The sequence below is a fragment of the Dyadobacter luteus genome (genome assembly GCF_003383615.1).
In the GTDB taxonomy this organism is placed as follows: Bacteria; Bacteroidota; Bacteroidia; order Cytophagales; family Spirosomataceae; genus Dyadobacter; species Dyadobacter luteus.
In genome coordinates this window covers 73767-95540 of sequence record NZ_QNUL01000016.1, presented here as the reverse complement: position 1 = coordinate 95540, position 21774 = coordinate 73767, and the positions used below count along the sequence as shown (strand labels likewise).

At 42.0% G+C, this 21774-nt stretch carries 22 protein-coding genes; 10 read left to right on the top strand and 12 right to left on the bottom strand.

The genetic code is table 11. From position 1 onward, the window contains the following. Nucleotides 1–13: 13 nt before the first annotated feature. From DSL64_RS18455 to DSL64_RS18440, 4 genes are all read left to right on the top strand, one after another. Complete coding sequence (locus tag DSL64_RS18455) at nucleotides 14–2599, top strand: phosphoenolpyruvate carboxylase (protein ID WP_115832398.1); 2586 nt, start codon at nucleotides 14–16, stop codon at nucleotides 2597–2599. A 166-nt stretch (nucleotides 2600–2765) separates the two neighbouring features. Continuing rightward, a complete protein-coding gene (locus tag DSL64_RS18450) occupies nucleotides 2766–3200 on the top strand; it encodes a MarR family winged helix-turn-helix transcriptional regulator (protein WP_115832397.1) in 435 nt (144 codons plus the stop codon). 278 nt (nucleotides 3201–3478) lie between these two features. Then, complete coding sequence (locus DSL64_RS18445; protein WP_115832396.1) at nucleotides 3479–4210, top strand: SIMPL domain-containing protein; 732 nt, start codon at nucleotides 3479–3481, stop codon at nucleotides 4208–4210. Nucleotides 4211–4375: 165 nt separating this feature from the next. Beyond that, complete coding sequence (locus tag DSL64_RS18440) at nucleotides 4376–4702, top strand: YtxH domain-containing protein (protein WP_115832395.1); 327 nt, start codon at nucleotides 4376–4378, stop codon at nucleotides 4700–4702. Between the two features lie 36 nt (nucleotides 4703–4738). Here DSL64_RS18440 and nudK read toward each other — a convergent pair whose 3' ends face one another. Next, a complete protein-coding gene (gene nudK / locus DSL64_RS18435) occupies nucleotides 4739–5323 on the bottom strand; it encodes a GDP-mannose pyrophosphatase NudK (RefSeq protein ID WP_115832446.1) in 585 nt (194 codons plus the stop codon). Between the two features lie 54 nt (nucleotides 5324–5377). On the opposite strand from nudK, the gene DSL64_RS18430 reads away from it, so the two are divergent. Together DSL64_RS18430 and DSL64_RS18425 are read left to right on the top strand one after the other, a co-directional pair. Then, entirely contained in the window at nucleotides 5378–6127 is a 750-nt protein-coding gene (locus tag DSL64_RS18430; RefSeq protein ID WP_115832394.1) for a DeoR/GlpR family DNA-binding transcription regulator, read from the top strand. Between the two features lies 1 nt (nucleotide 6128). Further along, nucleotides 6129–6635 carry a cupin domain-containing protein gene (locus DSL64_RS18425; protein WP_115832393.1) on the top strand — a complete coding sequence of 169 codons (507 nt, stop codon included), beginning with the start codon at nucleotides 6129–6131 and terminating at the stop codon, nucleotides 6633–6635. A gap of 2 nt (nucleotides 6636–6637) precedes the next feature. On the opposite strand, the gene ggt is transcribed toward DSL64_RS18425, so the two are convergent. After that, a complete protein-coding gene (gene ggt / locus DSL64_RS18420) occupies nucleotides 6638–8404 on the bottom strand; it encodes a gamma-glutamyltransferase (RefSeq protein ID WP_115832445.1) in 1767 nt (588 codons plus the stop codon). Nucleotides 8405–8616: 212 nt separating this feature from the next. Between ggt and DSL64_RS18415 the strand changes: the two genes are divergently transcribed. Then, entirely contained in the window at nucleotides 8617–9858 is a 1242-nt protein-coding gene (locus DSL64_RS18415) for an ABC transporter permease (protein WP_115832392.1), read from the top strand. Nucleotides 9859–9925: 67 nt separating this feature from the next. Then, on the top strand, nucleotides 9926–10378 hold the full coding sequence (locus tag DSL64_RS18410; protein WP_115832391.1) for a DUF8785 domain-containing protein: 453 nt from the start codon (nucleotides 9926–9928) through the stop codon (nucleotides 10376–10378). Nucleotides 10379–10431: 53 nt separating this feature from the next. Here the strand turns inward: DSL64_RS18410 and DSL64_RS18405 are convergent, their stop codons facing one another. The 4 genes from DSL64_RS18405 to meaB all read right to left on the bottom strand — a co-directional run bounded on the left by DSL64_RS18405 (nucleotide 10432) and on the right by meaB (nucleotide 13533). Further along, nucleotides 10432–10767, bottom strand: a complete 336-nt coding sequence (locus tag DSL64_RS18405) for a translation initiation factor (RefSeq protein WP_115832390.1) — start codon at nucleotides 10765–10767, stop codon at nucleotides 10432–10434. Between the two features lie 28 nt (nucleotides 10768–10795). Then, entirely contained in the window at nucleotides 10796–11668 is an 873-nt protein-coding gene (locus tag DSL64_RS18400; protein WP_115832389.1) for a diacylglycerol/lipid kinase family protein, read from the bottom strand. Between the two features lie 285 nt (nucleotides 11669–11953). Beyond that, complete coding sequence (locus DSL64_RS18395; RefSeq protein ID WP_115832388.1) at nucleotides 11954–12430, bottom strand: lipocalin family protein; 477 nt, start codon at nucleotides 12428–12430, stop codon at nucleotides 11954–11956. Nucleotides 12431–12516: 86 nt separating this feature from the next. Beyond that, complete coding sequence (gene meaB, locus DSL64_RS18390; RefSeq protein ID WP_115832387.1) at nucleotides 12517–13533, bottom strand: methylmalonyl Co-A mutase-associated GTPase MeaB; 1017 nt, start codon at nucleotides 13531–13533, stop codon at nucleotides 12517–12519. 131 nt (nucleotides 13534–13664) lie between these two features. Here meaB and DSL64_RS18385 point away from each other — a divergent pair, with 131 nt between their 5' ends. Continuing rightward, the gene (locus DSL64_RS18385) at nucleotides 13665–15665 is read left to right on the top strand and encodes a M1 family metallopeptidase (RefSeq protein WP_115832386.1); all 2001 of its coding nucleotides are present in this window, start codon (nucleotides 13665–13667) and stop codon (nucleotides 15663–15665) included. 76 nt (nucleotides 15666–15741) lie between these two features. Here the strand turns inward: DSL64_RS18385 and DSL64_RS18380 are convergent, their stop codons facing one another. The 5 genes from DSL64_RS18380 to yihA form a co-directional block, all read right to left on the bottom strand. After that, nucleotides 15742–16686: a 3-oxoacyl-ACP synthase III family protein gene (locus tag DSL64_RS18380; RefSeq protein WP_115832385.1), complete on the bottom strand. Its 945-nt coding sequence runs from the start codon at nucleotides 16684–16686 to the stop codon at nucleotides 15742–15744. A 142-nt stretch (nucleotides 16687–16828) separates the two neighbouring features. Beyond that, nucleotides 16829–17953 carry a glycosyltransferase gene (locus DSL64_RS18375; protein ID WP_115832384.1) on the bottom strand — a complete coding sequence of 375 codons (1125 nt, stop codon included), beginning with the start codon at nucleotides 17951–17953 and terminating at the stop codon, nucleotides 16829–16831. Then, the gene (gene deoC, locus DSL64_RS18370) at nucleotides 17953–18612 is read right to left on the bottom strand and encodes a deoxyribose-phosphate aldolase (protein WP_115832444.1); all 660 of its coding nucleotides are present in this window, start codon (nucleotides 18610–18612) and stop codon (nucleotides 17953–17955) included. Before deoC ends, DSL64_RS18375 begins: the two co-directional genes overlap by 1 nt. Nucleotides 18613–18690: 78 nt before the next feature. After that, nucleotides 18691–19206 carry a DUF5606 family protein gene (locus tag DSL64_RS18365; protein ID WP_115832383.1) on the bottom strand — a complete coding sequence of 172 codons (516 nt, stop codon included), beginning with the start codon at nucleotides 19204–19206 and terminating at the stop codon, nucleotides 18691–18693. Nucleotides 19207–19329: 123 nt separating this feature from the next. Next, on the bottom strand, nucleotides 19330–19938 hold the full coding sequence (yihA, locus tag DSL64_RS18360; protein WP_115832382.1) for a ribosome biogenesis GTP-binding protein YihA/YsxC: 609 nt from the start codon (nucleotides 19936–19938) through the stop codon (nucleotides 19330–19332). 172 nt (nucleotides 19939–20110) lie between these two features. Here yihA and DSL64_RS18355 point away from each other — a divergent pair, with 172 nt between their 5' ends. Beyond that, a complete protein-coding gene (locus tag DSL64_RS18355; RefSeq protein WP_229217139.1) occupies nucleotides 20111–20581 on the top strand; it encodes a thioredoxin family protein in 471 nt (156 codons plus the stop codon). A 75-nt stretch (nucleotides 20582–20656) separates the two neighbouring features. On the opposite strand, the gene gmd is transcribed toward DSL64_RS18355, so the two are convergent. After that, entirely contained in the window at nucleotides 20657–21769 is a 1113-nt protein-coding gene (gmd, locus tag DSL64_RS18350; RefSeq protein ID WP_115832381.1) for a GDP-mannose 4,6-dehydratase, read from the bottom strand. Nucleotides 21770–21774 lie beyond the last annotated feature (5 nt).

The window sequence follows — 21774 nt, the reverse complement described above, 5'->3', positions numbered from 1 at the left end:
TTGTCACTCCACTATGAATAATAGTTTTCAAGATTCCGTAGTAACGAAGTACAATATTTTCAATAGTCTTTTTCTTAGTTTGCCTTACAGAGGGATCTTTCAGACAGGTTCTCTGCTACCATTGCTCACGCAACAAAGCGAAGTAGGGTTTCAGGAGGGAAAATCGCCAAGGCAGATTATTGAGAATTTTTTTGAAGAATTACTGGAGACTGCCACACCCAAAGAGCGCACTGATCTTCTGTTCGCGTTTATCCAGTACATCGAACGACAGGTCGTACTTTTTGACTCTGTGGAAGACGCAGCTTTTGATCAGACACATGATCTTACAGGAAAAGGATCTGTAAGTTATCTGACGGAACGTGTTGACAGCGATGTGCTTAAAAAGAAATTACTGACTAAGTTGCAGGATTTCAGTGTAAGGATTGTATTGACAGCTCACCCTACCCAATTTTATTCAGGAAAGGTACTTGGTATCATTAATGATCTGGAAGATGCGATCAAGGAGAATGATTTTACTGAGGTAAATCAGCTTCTGCTTCAATTGGGTAAAACAGCATTTATCAATCACGAGAAACCAACTCCATTTGATGAGGCCGTCAGCTTATGCTGGTTTCTGGAGAATGTGTACTACGATGCTATCCCGTCTATTCTGATGAAGCTGATAGATGGTTTGGGAATGAGTGCGCACGACTGGCCTTATCCGAATCTTTTCCGACTTGGTTTCTGGCCGGGAGGTGACCGCGACGGTAATCCATTTGTGAATCCTGAAACAACGCTTCAGGTGGCAGCACGTTTGCGCGAAACATTGCTCAGAGGTTATTACAGAGATATCAGACAGCTGAAAAGAAGGCTGACATTCAAAGGCGTGGATGATGCGATCAATATTGCTGAGCGCAAGATGAACAGCACAATCTTTGGTCCATTCGAGGAAGGTTATTCGGATGCGCAGGAACTGATCGATGAGTTGCTTAAAGCAAGAGAGGTACTGATTACCAAACACCAGGGATTATTCGTAGAGCTGCTTGATAAGTTTATTTTGAAACTTAACATCTTCGGTTTCTTCTTTGCGAGCCTGGATGTTCGTCAGGATAGCCGCAAGCATACCAAGGCATGGGCGGATATATTGAAACGACTTGAAACAAAAATACCTTTGCTGAAATACAGCGACTACGAAAGCTGGGACGAGGCCAAGAAAATAGACTTGCTGTTGTCTTTGAATATTCCGTTGCGTATTGAAGATTATGAGGATGAACTTACGAAGGATATTCTCGGCTCAATTTCTGCGATCAAAACCATTCAGGAAAAGAATGGCGAGCAGGGAGCACACCGTTATGTGATCAGTAATAACCAGTCGGCACTTAATGTAATGGAAGTGGTGGCATTGGGTAAAAACCTGATTGCAGATAAGGATGGAAAGCTGGATCTGGATATTGTGCCGTTGTTTGAAACGGTAGATGACCTTGCGAATGCGCCGGGTATTATGCGTGTTCTGTATGAAAATGACTATTACAGAGCTCATTTGAAAGGTAGAGAAAATCACCAGACGATTATGGTAGGTTTCTCTGATGGTACCAAAGATGGTGGATATCTGAGAGCTAACTGGTCGATATATACAGCAAAGGAAGAACTGACTAAGGTTTCCCGCGAATTTGGAATCAAGGTGACGTTCTTCGACGGACGTGGAGGACCTCCTGCACGTGGTGGTGGTAATAACCACAATTTTTATTCGTCGCTGGGCAAGGATATTGAAGACAAAGAGATTCAATTGACAGTTCAGGGGCAAACGATCAGCTCCAACTATGGTACAGTTACCACCGCTATGTATAATCTGGAAAGATTGTTCACAGCTGGTTTGGAAAATCACTTGTTCAGAGGAAGCCGGAAAGAGGAAGAACTGAATGAAGAAGACAAAGCGCTGATAGAAGAGATGGCAGAAGTGGCTTATGAGTCCTATCTGGATCTGAAGAATCATCCGATGTTTGTGAGGTATCTGGATAAAAAGACGCCTCTGCGCTTCTATGGACAAACCAATATTGGAAGTCGCCCCACAAAACGTGGAAATGGTGACGAAGGATTGAAGTTTGAAGATCTGCGTGCTATTCCGTTTGTTGGATCCTGGGCACAGATGAAACAGAATGTACCGGGTTTCTACGGTTTCGGAACGGCGATTACCCGCATGGACGAAGCTGGCAAAAAGGAATCTATCAAAAAGTTATATAAGAAGTCTTTGTTCTTCAGGACATTGATTGAGAACTCTATGCAGTCTCTGTCAAAAGCCTTCTTCCCTGCTACAAAATATCTGCGTGACGAAGAAGAGTACCGCGCGTTTTGGGATAAAATGTATGAAGAATTCCGGCTCACACTGGAGACACTTCTCGACGTTTCGGAACAGAAGGAATTGCTTGATAGCAATAACGTAACGAAGGCATCGATTAAGGTGAGAGAACGTATTGTACTTCCGCTGATCACCATACAACAATATGCCCTACAGATGTTGTCGGAGGATCCCAAGAATCTGCCGGTTGACGTCGAAACGTATAACCAACTGATTATGCGTGCCATGTTTGGAATCATTAATGCTGCCCGGAATTCTGCGTAGAGAATCACGTTCAAACATAATTCAGCGGGATGTCTTATAACAGGCGTCCCGCTGTGCTATGTAATCATAAAAGGAAAAATCAGAGAACTTTTGTACGTCAATTGTTAGTAGACCAATAATTATGAGGTCATATGTACGTTCAGAAGACACAACACACATATAGAATATGACACATCAATCGGATCACCGGGCTTATTTTTTTAAGATCGATACGACTATTAAGAAAATACGTAATGCCCTCCAAAAACAGTTGAATGAGGCTGGGTTTGATCTAACTGTGGATCAGTGGGTACTTACAGATCATATACGCAGGCAACCGGGTGTAAGCCAGAATGAGCTGGCAGAACTTACCTTCAAAGATCCTCCTACTGTAACGCGTATTGTTGATTTGCTTGAAAAGAAAGGCTTTGTGGAGAGGACTGCGGCGGCCGGCGACAGGAGAAAGTTTAACTTATTTTTGACAAATAAAGGAAACGAGCTTTATGACAAAGCATTTCCTGTTGTGGCTGAAATCAGAAGAAAGGGATGGGGAGACCTGGAAGAAACGGATTACCAGCATTTTGTCCGTATTATGGATTCGATCTATAATAATTTCAGTTAAAACAGAATCTTATAAATGTATTTTTGGACGCCCTGGTTTGACCTGGGCGTCTTTTTTTTAATAAAATTGAAGCGTTATGTGTGCAAAGTGAACATGATACATTACAAAACAGGGGTTGAAGCACCATTTAACAATTATTCACAATCTGCCTTTTAAACTTCCCCTGCAATAAGATATCAAACTGTTGTGTTTGCAATAAGTCGTTACTTGTGTCGTTTTGGCACGTAAATGCTGTAAGTACACAGTTTAGTTATCAATATCATTTATTTAATCAAGCCATGAAAAAAGTAGTTTTGTTAGGCGCATTATTATTCGGAGCAGCTTTAGAATCATCATTTGCTCAAACTGCCACAGTACAACAGCTGGCACCAACACGTAAAATTGAAGTAGCCGGTTTTGCTGAAATTGAGGTTGTACCGGACGAAATTTATTTCAATATATCACTGAAGGAATATTTCAATGATGAGAAAAATCAAAAAGACAAAGTGATTATCAGCACTTTGGAAAAACAACTGATTAAAGCAGTTGCAGATGCGGGATTACCTAAAGAAGCGCTGTCAATCAGTGGAGTAGGAGGCTATCAGAATTATGTTGATAAAAAGAAAAAGCCGGCTACGTTTCTGGAAGCAAAACAATATGAGCTGAAAGTAAACAGTGCTGAAAAGCTGGATGGGATTTTGTCAAAGGTTGAAAGCCGTGGAGTTCAGTATGCTAATGTAGGCCGTGTGGATCATTCTAAAAGAGAGGAATTCAAAAAGCAGGTGAAAATTGACGCATTGAAAGCTGCCAAAGAAAAAGCTACCTACCTTGTGGCTGCTGTTGATCAAAAACTGGGTCAGGTTTTAGAAATCCGTGAGTTGGATGAAAATATTCAGTATCCTCAGCCTATGTTCATGAAAACCAATATGCGTGCCATGGCAGAATCTGCAGATGCAGTTCAGGATAGTGATTTATCTTATCAGAAAATCAAGGTAAGCTACCGCATGCAGGCGGCTTTTGAGATTAAATAAATTTCACGATCGGCTGTCAGTTTTCTTTTATTCTGATGGCCGATCCTTCCAAGCTTATATTTGGCATCATTTTTTGACCGTTGATGTATAACTTGCTGATTCTGTTTCTTTTGAAGAGTATCATCGTTAACTTTAAATACGTAATCAACTAAAACACCAGAAACTATGAGCATTAACGCAAAACACCTTGCCACATTTATCCTTGGCGCAGCTGCCGGTGTAGCCGCCCACAAATATCTGCAGACTGAAGAAGGAGAGAAACTTTTGGAAGATCTGAAAAATAAAGCAAACGATCTTAAAGCAGAAGCTGAGGGGGCTATAGATAAAGCGCCGGAATATTTCGATGAACTTAAAACGAAAGGTTCGGAAGCGCTGAAAACGAATTTCCCGGATGCCGAGTCTTTCCTCAAAGATTTGTACGCCAAATTCACGAATAAGCCGGGTACTGAGGGAACAGGAACAACAGATCCTATTCCCGATCCGATATCTTGATAATCAAAAATTTTAAACCCGGTCAACCCGGGTTTTTTATTGTTTTAACAGTCCTTTCAGCGCTAAATATTGAACGAGCATGATCGTTTTGGCATCTTTTATTTCTCCTGAAGCGATCATGGCGACTGCATCGCTGAATGGCATTTCCATGACTTCTATATTTTCGTGCTCATCAGCGCATCCGCCACCCGTTCCTATTCGCATAGCATCGGTGTAGGGTGCAACAAAGAAGTAAAGAATTTCTGTCACTGAGCCAGGTGACATGTATGCCTCAAAAACTTTAGTAATCTCGCCAATTCTGTAACCCGTTTCTTCTTCCGTTTCTCTGCGAATGCAATCTTCAGGATTGTCTTTATCTAACAGACCAGCACAAGCTTCGATCATCATGCCGGTTTCATTTCCGTTGATATACGTAGGAAGCCGGAATTGCCGCGTGAGTATGATCGTTTGTTTTTCAGGATTGTATAGGAGAATAACAGCACCATTGCCGCGGTCATATGCCTCGCGCGACTGCCGCTCCCTACTACCATCTGGTTTGAGATAATCGAATGTAAACTTTTTGAGCGTGTACCAGTTGTTGGATAAAATCTCTTCTGATATTACTTTAATCTTATCGTTCATTTTTGATTTATTTTGATCGAAATTGATTATTTTTGAACAAATGTACAGATTGAAATGAATTTTCAAAAAAGGAAGAGAATAATTTTAGACAAACTCACAGATATGGGGGAAGCATCTGTGAAGGAGCTGGCTGATGAAATTGGGATTTCGGAGATCACAATTCGAAGAGATCTGCTCATTCTGGCAGGGGAAGGCTTACTTTATCGTACGCATGGCGGTGCAATGCGGCTTGATCTGGTAAAAACACCGACTAACTTCACCAACAAAATTGCAAGTAACGCTGAGGCGAAGGATCATATTTGCAGATTGGCTGCCCGGCATATTCAGGAAGGAGATACCATATTTATGGACTGTGGTAGTACGGTTTTCCGGTTGTGCCAGTTTATAAAAAATAAAGAGATACATGTGGTTACGAATTCGCTTCCCGTGTTGCAGGAATTGATGGATTCATCTGTAAAAATTAATCTCGTAGGGGGTGAAGTAGATAAGGAGCGACAGGCTGTTCATGGAAAAATAGCTGAAGAGCATATCGCCAGATACCATTTTGATAAAGCTTTTCTGGGGGTGGACGGTATTTCGGCGGCCAAAGGATTAAGTGCTCACAGTGAGCTTGAAGCTGGCATTACACTGACTGCGGCAGCACACGCAGAAGAAACTTATTTACTTTGTGATGCTTCCAAAATCGGGAAGGATAAGTATTTACAATTTGCTCCGGCAACCCTTGCTAATGTTATTATTAGCAATAAGAAAACAGAAGCCGTTCTGGACCTTGCAAAGGCAGGATTAACAGTAATTACAGATTAATATGAAAACAGCTGCGTATTGGGTTGAAAAATATAATTTACAACCACATCCGGAAGGTGGCTTTTACTCCGAAACGTATCGGGCTGCTGAAGAAATTCAGGCTGAAGCTTTACCAGTTCGTTTCAGGTCGGGAGTGAGGTCTTTTTCTACCGGAATTTATTTTTTGTTAGAACAAGGGCACTTCTCGGCATTTCACCGGATCAAATCAGATGAAATGTGGCATTTTTATGCTGGTGAAGCGCTGGATATCTTTGTTCTAGATCAAAATACAGAAGAACTAAAAGTAATCCGACTAGGGAATGATCCGGAGAAAGGAGAAACTTTTCAGGCAGTTGTGCCTGCGGGAAACTGGTTTGCTTCCCGCCCTGCAGCTCAAAGTAGCTATGCACTTGTAGGATGTACCGTTTCTCCCGGTTTTGATTTCAGAGATTTCGAAATGGCAGACCGGTATTCACTAGTGAAGGAATTTCCCAAATACACAAATCTGATCAACGAATTGACCTACTGAAATCAATAACCTACACTGGTATCATCACCACGAGGATCGGAGCCGCCTTCCAGCCAGCCGTCCGGCGTTACGAGGATACAGTCCATTCTGCCAATTGTATTTCTTTGTTGCTCCAGAATGAAGCCTTTGTCTTGTAATCTCCTGATGGTATTTTCAGAGAATGCGTTGGCTTCAAAAGTGGTTTTGTCCGGAAGCCATTGATGGTGAAATTTCAGCGCATTCACGGCTTGCTGCATGGTCATGCCGTGTTCAATAACATTGACAATGGTTTGATATACAGAGGTGATAATCGTAGACCCGCCAGGTGTCCCTACTACCATCAGTAACTTTCCATCCTTTTCAATAATGGTTGGGGTCATGGAGGAAAGCATTCTTTTGCCGGGTGCAATGGCATTGGCTTTGTTCCCGATAAGCCCATACATATTGGGTGTACCAGGTTTGATGCTGAAATCATCCATTTCATTATTCATCAGATAGCCTCCACCTTTGACAACCACTCTGCTGCCGTAACTTCCATTCAGTGTTGTAGTAACCGATACTGCATTTCCGTCTTTGTCTACCACGGAAAAATGTGTGGTTTCCATACTTTCGTATCCGGTAATTTCGCCTGAGCTGATCAACTTGCTATCACTCGCCCGATCCCATGAGAAAGTTTGCCAACGGCTTTCGAGATAACTGTTATCCATTAAATTTTTAGCTGGAATCTTAATGAAATCAGGATCTCCGAGGAATTTCGCTCTGTCGGCATAAACCCTCCGTTCGGCTTCAATCATAACTTGCGTAGCAGAATCACTGTGCCAACCCCATTTTTTCAGAGGAAATGGCTCTGTTAATCTCAATAGTTGCACCAGGGCTATTCCTCCACTGGAAGGAGGTGCCATCGTAATCACGTTATAATTTTTATACGTTTCAGAAATTGTTTCCCGCGATTTCGAATGATAGGACTTCAAGTCATTCCTGGTAATAATACCTTCCTGATTACGATTGATATCCTTTACAAGTTGTTTGGCTACTTTTCCGCTGTAAAACCCCTCCCGTCCTTTCTTTTGTATACTTTTAAGGACTTTTGCCAGGTCATTCTGCACCAGTCTGTCACCTGTAATCCATTCGCTACCGTCTTCTTTTTGAAAATATCTGGTATCTGGATTTAATTGCAACAGATCTTTTTTAATTGCATTCAAACCCCTGGCTTCTCTTTCTGTTTGAATTACCCCTTTTTCTGCAAGGTCAATAGCGGGTTGCAGCAATGTTTTCCATGGAAGTTTTCCGAATTTCTGATGCGCTTCAGCCATCCCGTCTACGGAGCCTGGTATGCCGGATGCCAATCTTCCCAGCGTGCTGGCATTTTTAATAATATTGCCATCCTTGTCGAGGTACATATCTGCATGTCCTTTTTCCGGTGCTTTTTCTCTGAAATCAATACTGCTTGTTTTTCCGGATTGATCCCGATACACCAGAAATCCACCTCCTGCAATATTACCGGCTGAGGGATGAACAACTGCCAGCGCAAATTGCACGGCAATGGCTGCATCAATAGCATTACCGCCGGCTTGTAATATTTCAACGCCAACTCTGGATGCTTCGGGGTGGGCAGAAGCGACCATTCCGTTTTTTGCTAAAACACCTTTTCTGTCACTAAAAAATGATTTCTGGTTCGGGTCATCAGAGAGGAACTGGTAAAAGCCTGATGATTCCTGAACAGGTTTTTGCGCAGTGGAAAATTCAGAGAATGAAAGTAGAAGCAGAATAAGTGTAAAGCATTTTTTCATAAAAGCTCTGTCTGAAAATTCGGAAAATATATAAAAGCAATGTACTAAACGTTTCTCAAAAATTGCGCTGGGAATGCCGTTGGTGGTAATAATCCCTTGCTGTTCACATGGTTTTCCTGCCTTTTGTCCTAATTTATCTTGCGGTAAAGGACGATCATAGTACTTTTCAGAATAATTCTTTATTTGCATATCTATATCCGGGGCATCCAACTATGAAATCACTACGTCAGTTATGGGAAAGCTTTAGGTTTGCCTGGCAAGCGCTCAGGTCTAATCTTACCCGTACCACACTGTCTTTGCTAGGTGTAACTGTAGGTATCTTCGCTATCGTTGCAGTTTTTACTATTGTTGATTCACTGGAAAAGGGGATTAAAGACAGTATGAGTTTCATTGGCGACAAGGTCATTTATGTCCAGAAATGGCCATGGGGATTTGGTGGAGAATACCAATGGTGGAAGTATTTCCAGTGGCCGGAACCTACGTATGCTGAATATAAATATTTGTACGACAATATGGAATCGGCAAGTGCTGTGGCAGTTTTTGATTCCCGTGGTTCGATGACGTTAAAAAACGGATCCAACAGTATTCTGGGCTCGGTTCAGGGAGTTTCTTATGAATACAATATGATCTCCGATATCCCCATTGGCAGTGGACGTTATTTTATGCCCCTGGAAAGCTCCAATGCGAGAAATGTGGCAGTGGTAGGGGCTGATCTGGCGGCGGCTCTTTTTCCGGGACAAGACCCTGTTGGGAAGGAGTTTAAGCTTGCAGGTAATAAATTTGTTGTGATAGGTGTGCAGGAAAAAAAAGGGGAGAGTCTTGTAGATTTTGGCGGCAATCCTGATAAGAATTGTTACATCCCATTTTCGTCATTTTCCAAACTTTTTCAATCGGGGAGACGCCGGGCCACTACCGTTGTTAAAGGTTTTCCGGAAGATGAAGGAATGCAACAAGTGGAGGCTGAGATAACCGGACTGATGCGGACCAAGCGGGGAATTAAACCGCGGGACGGGAATAATTTCTCTTTAAATCGGCCGGAAGCAGCGGCACAGGCATTGGAAGGTTTATTTAGTGTGCTGACTTTGGCAGGCTGGGTGATAGGTAGTTTTTCGATATTGGTGGGAGGCTTTGGTATTGCCAACATTATGTTTGTATCTGTAAAAGAAAGAACCAACCTGATCGGTATACAAAAATCGCTTGGCGCAAAGAATTATTCAATTCTATTCCAGTTTCTGTTTGAAGCGGTGATGCTAAGCCTCGTAGGAGGGCTGGTAGGGATATTCCTGGTGTATTTGCTTTCGTTCATTCCAATGGGCTCATTACAGATTATCCTTTCGTTCAAGAATGTGATGCTGGGATTGGGCGTATCCAGCGTAATCGGTGTTTTGTCGGGTATTATTCCGGCGATGCTTGCCGCCAGAATGGACCCTGTGATAGCCATACGTGCGAAATAATAACTAGGAAAAATGAAACCATTTTCCGAAGTTCGTCTTATATCACATACTTAGAAAACTTATTATCATGCGAAAGTGGGTCATTTTTATTGTTTTCCTGGCGATCGTGTTCGGGGTTATTTACTACCTTACATTTGGTTATTATAGTGAGGGGAAACGCGGAGGTTTCGTTACTCAATTGAGCAAGAAAGGGTATTTATTCAAAACTTACGAAGGCGAGCTTAGAATGGGTGGGCTTAGTGAAGGAGATGGTACAATGAACTCATCTCAATGGGTTTTTTCAGTGAGTGGAAGCAATAAAGCTGCGATTGAGAAAATCGAAGAGGCAATTCAGAATGGGCACCGCGTATCTCTGACTTACGAACAAAAGTTCTTTACGCTTCCCTGGAATGGAGATACCAAATATTTTGTGACGAATGTTGAGGTTTTGGGCGGTGGAAGAACCAATTTCCCGCAGACTCAACCACAAGCTGAACCTTTGCCGGCTCCAACCGAGATCGATACTTCAGCAGTTTTATAGTATCAGAAACCATATTGAAGAGCGAGGGAAACGAATTCCTTCGCTCTTTTTCATTATCCTCCTGCTTTTTTTGCCTTGTAGTTTTTAGATACAAGCCATGCAATTACTTTCTCTCTGTGGTCTCCCTGTAACTGTACTTCTTCATCTTTAACAGTGCCGCCACTGCCACAAAGACCCTTCAGTTGTTTTCCCAGCGTTTCCAGATCTTCAGTTTTTCCAATAAAACCTTTTACAACGGTAATCACTTTACCGCCACCTTTGCGATCTAGCCAAATTCTTAAATCCTGTTGTTGAGGTGCGAGAGTATCCGGTTCTTGTTCTGCGTCATCCTGATATTCAAAATCAGGGTTCGTGGAGTAGATCACTCCCGAGCGATTTTTCTTTGACATACTATTCTGACTTTAATCTGATGTCTGTTCAGACAATAATATTTAAACTTTTGGGACGAACAGATACCTTAATCCGGGTAGTTTCTAATTGCAGCGGTTCTCCGTCGTAATGAATAACCGGCGGTCGCTCTGTCTGTATAATTGTTTCGGTTATGGCTTGGTAAGAAATATACTCCGATGGCTTCATTTGTCTGGTAAACAGTTGATAAGCCAACGATGTTCCAAACCATTTCGGAAACGGGCTGATCGTGCATTGATCTAAAATGCCATCCTGCAAATCGGCATGAGGTGCTATCCAGGCATTGTTTCCAAATTGCCCGGCATTCGCGAAGGATAGAGAAAATGCATCTAATTTTTTCCCGTCAACAGTAAATTGCTGCGGTTTGTAGGTCCAGTAAGCATTAAAGGAAACATTCACGTACGTAGCCAATCCTCTTGTAGCCTGCTTACTGAATAATTGCCCTACATAGGCATCAAATCCCATCCCAGCGGTACAGAAAAAAGGTATATCGTCAATCAGTCCGCTGTCAATAGTAATAGCTTGCCCTGTAAATAGTCTGTTTAGTGCCTGATCGAAACGCAACGGAAGTTTCAAATGTCTGGCGAGTCCGTTTCCGGAGCCAACAGGGATGATTCCAACTGGTATGGCTGTGCCCAGCAATGGTTGTGCTATCTCATTGACGGTACCGTCACCACCCACAGCTACAATGGCCTTCCACGGAGATGATTCTTTGTTTTGCCGAACCAGTTCGCTTGCGTGGCCAGGTGATTCTGTAAAGAGAATATGGCTGGTATTATCGGTTTTTTTTGCAAAAGCTTCAATCGCACGGGCGACGGAATCAATATTCTTTCCGATGGATGTACCTGAATTAGGGTTCAGGATAAAAAGATAGTCAGCCACAGATCAAGCAAAAAAGAGAAACAGAATAAACAGGAATACAATAATGAACAGATAGTAGAGTCCATCAATAAACGGATATTTCTGCCGATCCAGTTTCTTGAACAAATTATCAAACTTACTCATGGTAGCTTTTAACTGTTACGAAATCAATTGTGCAAAAGTCCATAAAAAATATGAGAAACAAGCTGTACGGATATCCGACAGCTCATTAGAAGCAAATATAAAAAACAAATGCCTGCCCGAACTGGTCAGGCAGGCATTCAGCACCTTTCGATATTGGAAAGATTACAATTTGTTAAAGACCATCACACCTGTTGTTGGTGTACCGGTCCCTGTCAGATCGATTGAGACCGTAATTTTCATTTCCTTTTCTGTTTGAGATAGAGGAAAAGTTTTAATATTAGTACCGTTAGTTAGTGTCAATGTACTTCCATCAACTTTCCAGGTTGTTTCAGCATTGATAGGTAAGAAGGATGTCATGAGCGCAGTTGCATTAGGGCAATCCTTTGCAGTAACCTTGTTATTCGACATAAACTCAAATTTCAAACTAAAAAGGCAAGGTGCTCCCGCTAGTACAACAGGCAATTGAGGAAGGTCAGCTCCTGCGGTCGTTTTGACACCATTCAATTGCCAGGTTCCGACGATCGGATTTGTATCAACATTTTCAGGTTCTTTATCGTCATCCTTACAAGCAACAAAAAGTGTCGCCATAGCAAGCAGTGACAGGAAAAGTGTTTTTGTGAATAGTCTGTTCGGTTTCATAAGTAGGGAATAAAAAAGTTGGTGTTAATCATTACGTTATTCAGAAAGTAAAAGTAGTCTAAAATATTGTTTCAAAAGTCAAATTTCTATTGTCCACTCTGATTTTCAGTTGTATTGATTTTGCTAAAAAACAGACGCAACAGTTCCTCGGCTGCATCTAACGGTAACTCTGTACCAGCTTCTACCGCTTTTTCAAGAGTTTTGATCTTCCTGCGAATGAGCTGCGACTTGTAAAACTCGCTTTCGAGGGCATATCTGATCGAATCATGCATCCAATCCTTATTCTGACTTTTGCGATTTCTCTCAAAAAATCCATTACCTCGTATGCATTGCTGGTAATCCGCCAGAACTTCCCAGATGGTATCAATTCCGGTTTGATGTTTTGCTGAACAGGTGACTACTTTTTGCTGAAAACCAGATGCTGATGCAGGAAAAAGATGAAGCGCATTCCTGTATTCCTGAGCTGCGTTTTCAGCATGTAGCATATTATCACCATCTGCTTTATTGATGGCTATGGCATCGGCCATTTCCATAATACCTCTTTTGATACCCTGTAGTTCGTCTCCTGCACCGGACAGCATCAAGAGCAGGAAAAAATCTGTCATCCCCTTTACCATCGTTTCTGATTGCCCCACACCTACGGTTTCTACAATAATAATGTCATATGCCGCTGCTTCACACAAAAGAATGCTTTCGCGGGTATTGCGTGCGACGCCTCCTGTAAATGAATTGGATGCGGATGGACGTATGAAAGCACCAGGGCTGCGCGACAATTTTTCCATTCGTGTTTTGTCTGCCAGAATGCTCCCGCCCGACTTCTTGCTGGAAGGGTCAATTGTGAGAACGGCTACCTTTTTATTCCGATCTATCACATAGTTCCCCAGCGTTTCAATGAAAGTGCTTTTCCCTACACCCGGAACTCCTGTAATTCCGATACGAAATGATTGGCCGGTATGCGGAAGAATAGCTTTCAGAATATTGCCTGCCAGGATACGGTCCTCAGGTAAATGGCTTTCTATGACTGTTATAGCGCGGCTCAGCATCACACGGTCACCCGAAAGAATACCTGCGCTGTAAGTATCTGCAGAAAGCCGCTGTCTCATGGTTGAGGTTTATTGGAATACCGGTAAAAGTCGGCAGGGATGGGTAAAAATGAAACTTTTTAAGTTAAAAAAACGCGAAAACCTGTATATTGCTCGTTTTCAACAACATCTTTTAATAAGTCATCATCATAATGAAAATTTCAAAAATCTGTTATGGGATAGCGGCTTTGTGTTTACTCGGAGTTTCGGGTGTTTTTGCTCAGGAAACCGAGAAAACAAAGTACGATGCCCATGTTCTGTTCCACCCTCTTTTTAATTTCCAGCCTGGAAGTGAATATCGCACAGGAAGTGGAGCGCCAGGGCCTAAATACTGGCAGAATAAGGCTGATTACAAAATCAATGTTGCGCTGGATGAGCAGAAAGGCACGGTAAGCGGAGATGTTGAGATCATTTACAAAAATAACAGCCCCGAAAACCAGGAGTTTATCTGGCTTCAATTGGATCAGAATGCATTTGGAAGCCATTCAAGAGGAGCAAAGACAACTGCCGTAACCGGTGGTCGTTTTGGAAATACAGGATTCAACGGAGGTGATTCTCTGCATTCGGTTCAGATACAGCAAGGAAAAGATAAGTTTGTTGCAGCTAACTACATTGTTGATGATACCCGTTTACAGATCCGTTTGAGCACTCCTGTGAAAGCGAATGGAGATGTCATTCGTATCAAAATAGGCTATTCTTTTAAAATACCTCAGTATGGTTCTGACCGCATGGGTACATTGGAAACCAAAAACGGAATTGTGTACGAAATGGCGCAATGGTATCCTCGGGTAGCTGTATTTGACGATATTGAAGGATGGAACCTGTTGCCCTATCTGGGAGCGGGTGAGTTTTACCTTGAATACGGTGATTTCGAATACAATGTAACTGTGCCCTGGGATCATATCGTAGTGGGATCAGGAGAGTTGCTGAACCCTAATGATGTACTTACTGCAGAGCAGCGTAAGAGATTGGCAGCTGCTGCGAAAAGCGACGAAACTGTGATGATTCGCAGTGCAGAAGAAGTGACTAATCCTTCTACGCGTCCTAAGCAATCAGGTACGCTTACATGGAAATTCAAATGTCTGCAGGCACGTGATATCGCCTGGGCAACTTCGAAGGCATTTGTATGGGATGCTGCGAAAATGAATCTTCCTAACGGAAAAACGGCATTGGCACAATCTGCATATCCTGCTGAAGATGGTGGAGCTGATGGCTGGGGTCGCTCGACAGAATATGTGAAAGGCTGTATTGAGTTCTATTCGTCCTATGTTCATGAGTACACCTATCCTGTAGCTACAAACGTAGCCGGAATCGTAGGAGGAATGGAGTATCCGGGAATTGTATTTTGCAGTAGCAAAAGCAGAAAGGATGATCTTTGGGGCGTTACAGACCACGAATTTGGCCATAACTGGTTCCCAATGATTGTGGGTAATAACGAGCGCAAATATGCGTGGATGGATGAAGGCTTTAATACATTCATCAACTTCTTGTCTGGTGATCATTTTAATAACGGAGAGTATAAGGACACACAAATGAACAATTTGCATCGTTTGGCTCCGATTATCTTCAGACCGAAAGCAGACCCGATCATGACTGTACCTGATGTGATTCAGCCTAATAACCTGGGTTGGGAAGCATATTACAAACCTGCATTAGGATTGAAAATGCTGAGAGAGCAGGTTCTTGGTAAAGACCGGTTTGACTATGCGTTCAAAACCTATGTGAAAAGATGGGCATTTAAACATCCTACGCCTTACGACTTTTTCAGGACGATGGAAGATGCAGCAGGGGAAGATCTTGGATGGTTCTGGAAAGGATGGTTTTTCGAAAACTACAAGCTGGATCAGAGCGTGAAGGATGTAGCTTATGTTGGTCAAAGTCCTGAAAAAGGCTCCCTGATTACCATTGAAAACCTGAACCAGTGGGCGATGCCAGCTAAGGTTGATATAGAGGAGGTAAGTGGCAAAAAAACACGTGTTGAATTCCCTGTGGAGATTTGGCAAAGAGGTGGCACCTGGACCTTCCGTGCTGCAACTACACAACCTATTCGTTCGGTGACGATTGATCCGGATCATAATCTACCGGATATTCAGCCTGAGAATAACGTCTGGAAGCCTGCCAAGTATGCAGAAGCAGAGTCAGAATTAGAATAGATATCGCTATAAAATTAAAAAAGCCTTTCTGTTGCGTAAACGGAAAGGCTTTTTAATGCTGATATTAAGGCGGAGTTTATACTGTCAACAGCATAGCTCCGTAAGAATAGCCCCCTCCGAAAACGGTAACTACAATATTATCTCCTTTTACAAATTTCTCCTGATTTTCGGATAATGCTATAGCACAGCCTGCACAACCGGTATTACCCAGGTACTGAATATTGGAAAGTAATTTCTCCGCTGGGATACCAAGCGTATTGATTACATTAAGACTGATACGGTGATTTGCCTGATGGGGGATGAGATAATCCAGATCGTCGATGGTAAGGCCACAAGCCTGAATTACCTGCTGACTTACTTTGGGCATGTAAATACATGCATTCTGAAATACATCCCTTCCGAAAGGCATGATTACACCCCGGTCATTAGGACGCAACACAACCGCTTCAATGGCTTTGCCACTTGTAGCGGCGCCACCTGTGATCAGCTTTCTGATGTGCATGTCTTTTTCTGTCTGCCTCTCTTTTGAAATAAGCAAAGCAGATGCTCCATCACCCCACAAATGCCCGGATACTGTATCCTGCTCATTGTTATAGGCCGTGTTATGGTCAGAAACGATGACCAATGCCTTTGATGCTTTTCCCATTGCGAAATAGCCCTCCACAATTTCGACAGCATTGAGCAAAGAAGAGCAGGCGGATGAAATGGTTACAACAGGAATATCCGGAATTTGTAACTGATGCTGAATTGCATGACCAAGCGTAACAATGGTGTCGTATGGCGTGTAGGTTGCACCAACGATCAGATCAATTTCATTTTTGCTGTAAGGAATATTTTCTAATAAGGCTTCAACTGCCTTGATACCCATTGTGGCAGTATTTTCATCAGGCGCAGCTCTCCTTCTTTCAGAAATGCCGGTGCGAGATACAATCCACTCATCAGAAAGATTGTTGAGTTTTGTAAAATATTCATTGCCAATAACTTGGCTTGGTAAATAATGACTTACTGTATTAATATACATGGTTGTGAAGTTGACTTCGCAAGCTAAAATTCTGCTTTAATTCCGAAAGTTAAATATTTCATAGAAAACGTAGTATTTGATATTTGAACAATTCAACAATAAATTTATAAAATTATAATACTACGGAAGCTTTCAAACTGGGTTACTTACTAATCTGACTGTAAAATTTCAATAAGTAATGTTGCTCCTTTTCCCAGTTATAATGTTTTTCGGCAGCTAATCTGCCATTGTTTCCCATGATTCTTGCCTTGTCAGGAGTAGAGATAATCCATTCCATAGCTTTGGAAAGTAAAGATGCGTTGTCAGGCGGTATGCAAAACCCGCAGTCTGACTTTTGAACAACATCTTTATATAACGGGAAATCTGATGTAATTACTGGCAAATTTAATGCCATATATTCAAATATTTTGGTTGTATAAGAATCCGGGTAATCAGCTACCGGTTTTAAAAGTGCAATGCCTGCGATACAATGCTTTGCGTAAGGCAATGCTTTTTTCAAATCAGTATATCCGTAAAAGATCAAATGCTTTTTTACTCTGTGGTAATCCGGCAGTTGCTCTGCATCCTTTTCCTGAAAACGAACCGGACCAAACAGATGGACCGTCAGATCGGGATACTGATGAGTCATAGAAGCTATTGCAGCAACAAGCGTATCAAAGCATCTTTCCATAGAAATTACCCCACAATAAAAGAATGAACGTCGATTTATCTGCCATTTTATATTTTGGGCAACGTATTGGTCAACAAACGTAAGAGACACAAAGTTTCTGATAACGACAGATGGATGTTTCAAATTTTGATATTCGCTGAGGTAAGAATCGTCAGTGAAAATGCAATGAAACTGTTTCCGAGCATAACCATCCAGTCGCTTGAAAAAGAGTCTGAAAACAGGATGATTGTTGTATGTCTTAATCTCAAATTTCTTATACAGGTTTTCCTGTACTTCATAAATAATCTTTGCTCCCAGCCATTTAAATAAAATAGCCACAGGAATAAGTTCAGGCACAAAAATGTGTACATATTCGGGACGAAACCTCAGACATTTCCACAGTATTACCGGATGGCAGAAAAGAATTCTTTGTAACAAGCCCTCGTACCGTGGCAGCCAGATCATTTTTATATCGGAAGAAGTGTTCTTAACAGTATGGCTATCTTCCGGTAGTGCACAAATTACTTCAAAGCAGCTAGCCAGGGCAGGCGCTGTTTTATACACAATCCTCGGGTCAGTTGCCGGATGTATACTGCTGAGAAGTAAGGCGCGTTTCATCAGGCCTGGGTTACAATCGATACACCTGATGATGTTCCGATACGGTCGGCTCCGGCTTCTAAAAAAGCCACAGCTTGTTCGTAAGTATTAATTCCTCCTGACGCCTTTATTTTTACTTCCGCGGGAAGAATGGATCTCATGCGACGAACTGTTTCCAAATCCGCCCCTGCAGGCGCAAATCCGGTGGAAGTCTTTATAAAATCAACACCCGACTCTGCACATATTTCACAGGCTGTATACAAATCGAAAGAATCCAGATAAGCTGTTTCAATGATCATTTTGAGACCTGCTCCGCGATGATGAGATAGTTGAACAAGCTGTGTGATTTCATCTCTGATACTCAGGTATGCCATGGATTTGAAATGAGCCATATTCATCACCACATCCAGCTCCGTAGCACCATTTTCCAATGCTTCTTCCGCTTCCGTTAGCTTTACCTTAGTTGTAGAGTAACCCAATGGAAATCCGATAACCGTGGCAATCTCAATTTTAACCGGGCAAAACTCCATCATCTCTCTGGTGTAGGCTACATAAGCGGGAGCTATACATATTGCCTTGAACTGATGTATCCAGGCTTCCTCACACACTTTCCGGATATCTGTTTCCCGGGCGGTAGGGCTGAGTAAGGTGTGATCTATATAGGAGGAAATTTCATTCATAAAAGGATGTACCATTAATACAAAAACCCCGTCGCTTAGACAGGGCTCTTGCTATATCATGATGTCAGCTCGGCTTGATCAGGCTTTTGCTTTTTCTTTTTTTGCTTTTGGAGCAGGTGCTGCTTCCTCTGCAACCGGTGCCTCTTCTTCTACAGCAGCAGCTTCAGAAGCAAACAGTTCAGGTACATACTTAGAAAGCAGGTTGTACCAGGAAATGATTTTTTTGATGTCAGAAATGTAAACTTTAGAACGATCAAACTCAGGAAGAACCTTGTTTAAAAATTCGATCAGATCCTTGTCTGATGAAGCTTTAACGTCCACAGTGATTTCTTGTCCGTGAATTTCTCTGATTTTCAGGAAAACTTCAGAAAGAGCGACAGATTCCTCTGCACCATCAGTGAATATAGAAACATCTTTAAGTACAGAGACACGGGCATTGGGGCCAATCAATGTTTTCTCGTGTTTTTCATCCAGGCTCTCTACGATCACACCTGCACGGCTAGGCTTCAGGATACGGAAAAGTCCGCCTTTACCCGAAACATTCGCTATTTCTTTCAGCAACTCCATTCCATTTGTTTCTGATGTATCACTCATTTCTTTCTGTGCTATTAGTTTTTATTTAGATTTTCTTGCCACTTAAATGGTTGAGACCAGTTGCAGACAAGGTCAATTTCTGCGCAAAATAACAGAAAGATTCTACCTTAAACAACTCTGTACTTACCTGTTTTGGGAAAACGTTTCATTATAACTTTCTATTGTTTTCAGAATAGGCTCTCTTCCTTCATGCTTTTCTGCTGAGGTGACATAAAAAGCAGGTATTTCTTCCCATAGCTCGGCTAGTTTCTGGGTATAAGCCTCCACCTGGTTGGCTACCTGGTACGCTTTAAGTTTGTCAGCTTTGGTAAAAATAATATGGAAAGGGATACCGGCTTCCCCTAGTCCTGCCATGAAATCCAGGTCTACTGCCAGGGCGCTATGTCTTATATCTACAAGAATAAATGTGCAAACCAGATTTTCCCTGTTGTGAAGATAATCTGAAATCATCTTTTCCCATTTTTCCCGTTCTGTTTTGCTGACTTTCGCGTAACCATAGCCCGGCAAATCGACCAGATACCATGTATTGTTAATCTCAAAGTGATTAATCAGCTGAGTTTTACCAGGTTGCTGAGATGTTTTGGCAAGGGATTTTTTCTCAACCAGCATGTTGATAAGTGAAGATTTACCTACATTGGAGCGTCCTATAAAAGCATATTCAGGTTTTACAGGTGCAGGGCATTTCTCATAATCCGAATTGCTCATTACATATTTGGCTTCCTGAATTTTCATAATATTTCTAGTTAATTTGGGTGCAAAGGTACTCAATCTTTTGACGGAGATGGCATACAGGGTGTGTTTCTGCTGACTGAACCGAAATGATTGGTTTATAGTTATGTATGGTAAAATAAAACAAAGTAGTATTTTCGTTATACCATTGTTTAAATCAATAAAGCACGAAAAAATGAGAATTTATAGACAGTTGATGTTCACTTTTGCGTTGATGTTGACAGTTTCCGTTGCCTTCGCAGGCGATGGAACAAAGAAAGAATCTAAAACGGCAGAAAAAGGGATTGTATTTACCAAAGGTACATGGGCTGAGATACTGAAAAAGGCGAAGGCCGAAAACAAGGTTATCTTTTTTGATGCTTATACAACCTGGTGCGGGCCTTGTAAGTTATTGCAAAAAAATGTTTTTACACGAGCTGATGTTGCGCAGGTTTTCAATAAAAACTTTATTAATGTGAAGTTTGACATGGAGAGTGGTGAAGGACCGATGCTGGCAGAAAAATACCCTCTTCAGGGTTATCCAACATTGTTCTTTATCAATCCGGATGGTAAAATGGTAAAAGAGGTGATTGGTTATCAGAATCCTGAAACATTGATTAAGATTGGTCAAAAGATCCCGAAATACACTAATAAGGCTGTTTTGTAACAAGCGAATGATTATATAAAACAAAGCCCTTGTATGATTTTCATACAAGGGCTTTGTTTTATATTGATGGATATCTTATTCGTAGTAGTTCGGAACACGGTGTCCGCTGCTTTCCAATAAGCGATCTTTTTTGAAGAGAGCAACGTCTGCTGCCACCATATCATTCACCAGCGCTTTCAGGTCATATTTAGGTTTCCAGCCTAGTTTTGTCATGGATTTGGTAGGATCGCCGATCAGCAATTCAACTTCTGTAGGGCGGAAATAACGAGGGTCAACCGCAACTACTTCTCTTCCGATTTCAATCTGGAATTCAGGATTATTGCATTTGGTTACCTTGGCGATTTCCTGAGCGCCTTCACCTGAGAATTCCAGCTCTACACCTACTTCAGCAAATGCCATGCGAACGAAATCACGGATTCTTGTAGTAATACCGGTAGCGATTACGAAATCTTCGGCGGTCTCCTGCTGTAGAATAAGCCACATCGCTTCCACAAAGTCTTTGGCATGGCCCCAGTCACGCTGTGCATCCAGATTCCCCAGGTATACCTTATCCTGAAGACCCAGAGCAATTCTGGCTACCGCACGGCTAATTTTACGTGTAACGAAGGTTTCACCACGTAGCGGTGATTCATGATTGAAAAGAATTCCGTTTACAGCAAACATGTTATATGCCTCCCGATAGTTTACCGTGATCCAGTAACCGTATAATTTGGCAACTGCGTAAGGTGAACGTGGGTAGAATGGAGTCGTTTCCGACTGAGGAACCTGCTGAACCAAGCCATACAACTCAGATGTTGAAGCCTGATAGATTTTTGTTTTTTGTGTAAGACCCAGAAGACGAACAGCTTCAAGGATACGTAGCGTACCTATACCATCCACATTAGCTGTATACTCCGGCTCTTCAAAGCTCACCTGAACGTGAGACATGGCACCCAGATTATAGATCTCATCAGGCTGTACTTCCTGAATAATTCTGATAATATTGGTTGAGTCACTCAGATCTCCATAATGTAAATGAAACCGGACGTTTTTTTCATGCGGGTCTTCATAGATATGGTCAATTCTTTGGGTATTAAAAAGAGAGCTTCTTCTCTTGATACCATGAACCTCATATCCTTTACTCAAAAGAAGTTCAGCAAGATAAGCTCCATCCTGACCGGTAATACCCGTAATGAGTGCTTTTTTCATTTGTG

Coding starts and splice junctions, on each gene's coding strand:
- DSL64_RS18455 (WP_115832398.1), top strand. CDS start 14: ATGAATAATAGTTTTCAAGATTCCGTAGTAACGAAGTACAATATTTTC.
- DSL64_RS18450 (WP_115832397.1), top strand. CDS start 2,766: ATGACACATCAATCGGATCACCGGGCTTATTTTTTTAAGATCGATACG.
- DSL64_RS18445 (WP_115832396.1), top strand. CDS start 3,479: ATGAAAAAAGTAGTTTTGTTAGGCGCATTATTATTCGGAGCAGCTTTA.
- DSL64_RS18440 (WP_115832395.1), top strand. CDS start 4,376: ATGAGCATTAACGCAAAACACCTTGCCACATTTATCCTTGGCGCAGCT.
- nudK (WP_115832446.1), bottom strand. CDS start 5,323: ATGAACGATAAGATTAAAGTAATATCAGAAGAGATTTTATCCAACAAC.
- DSL64_RS18430 (WP_115832394.1), top strand. CDS start 5,378: ATGAATTTTCAAAAAAGGAAGAGAATAATTTTAGACAAACTCACAGAT.
- DSL64_RS18425 (WP_115832393.1), top strand. CDS start 6,129: ATGAAAACAGCTGCGTATTGGGTTGAAAAATATAATTTACAACCACAT.
- ggt (WP_115832445.1), bottom strand. CDS start 8,404: ATGAAAAAATGCTTTACACTTATTCTGCTTCTACTTTCATTCTCTGAA.
- DSL64_RS18415 (WP_115832392.1), top strand. CDS start 8,617: ATGAAATCACTACGTCAGTTATGGGAAAGCTTTAGGTTTGCCTGGCAA.
- DSL64_RS18410 (WP_115832391.1), top strand. CDS start 9,926: ATGCGAAAGTGGGTCATTTTTATTGTTTTCCTGGCGATCGTGTTCGGG.
- DSL64_RS18405 (WP_115832390.1), bottom strand. CDS start 10,767: ATGTCAAAGAAAAATCGCTCGGGAGTGATCTACTCCACGAACCCTGAT.
- DSL64_RS18395 (WP_115832388.1), bottom strand. CDS start 12,430: ATGAAACCGAACAGACTATTCACAAAAACACTTTTCCTGTCACTGCTT.
- meaB (WP_115832387.1), bottom strand. CDS start 13,533: ATGAGACAGCGGCTTTCTGCAGATACTTACAGCGCAGGTATTCTTTCG.
- DSL64_RS18385 (WP_115832386.1), top strand. CDS start 13,665: ATGAAAATTTCAAAAATCTGTTATGGGATAGCGGCTTTGTGTTTACTC.
- DSL64_RS18380 (WP_115832385.1), bottom strand. CDS start 16,686: ATGTATATTAATACAGTAAGTCATTATTTACCAAGCCAAGTTATTGGC.
- DSL64_RS18375 (WP_115832384.1), bottom strand. CDS start 17,953: ATGAAACGCGCCTTACTTCTCAGCAGTATACATCCGGCAACTGACCCG.
- deoC (WP_115832444.1), bottom strand. CDS start 18,612: ATGAATGAAATTTCCTCCTATATAGATCACACCTTACTCAGCCCTACC.
- DSL64_RS18365 (WP_115832383.1), bottom strand. CDS start 19,206: ATGAGTGATACATCAGAAACAAATGGAATGGAGTTGCTGAAAGAAATA.
- yihA (WP_115832382.1), bottom strand. CDS start 19,938: ATGAAAATTCAGGAAGCCAAATATGTAATGAGCAATTCGGATTATGAG.
- DSL64_RS18355 (WP_229217139.1), top strand. CDS start 20,111: ATGAGAATTTATAGACAGTTGATGTTCACTTTTGCGTTGATGTTGACA.
- gmd (WP_115832381.1), bottom strand. CDS start 21,769: ATGAAAAAAGCACTCATTACGGGTATTACCGGTCAGGATGGAGCTTAT.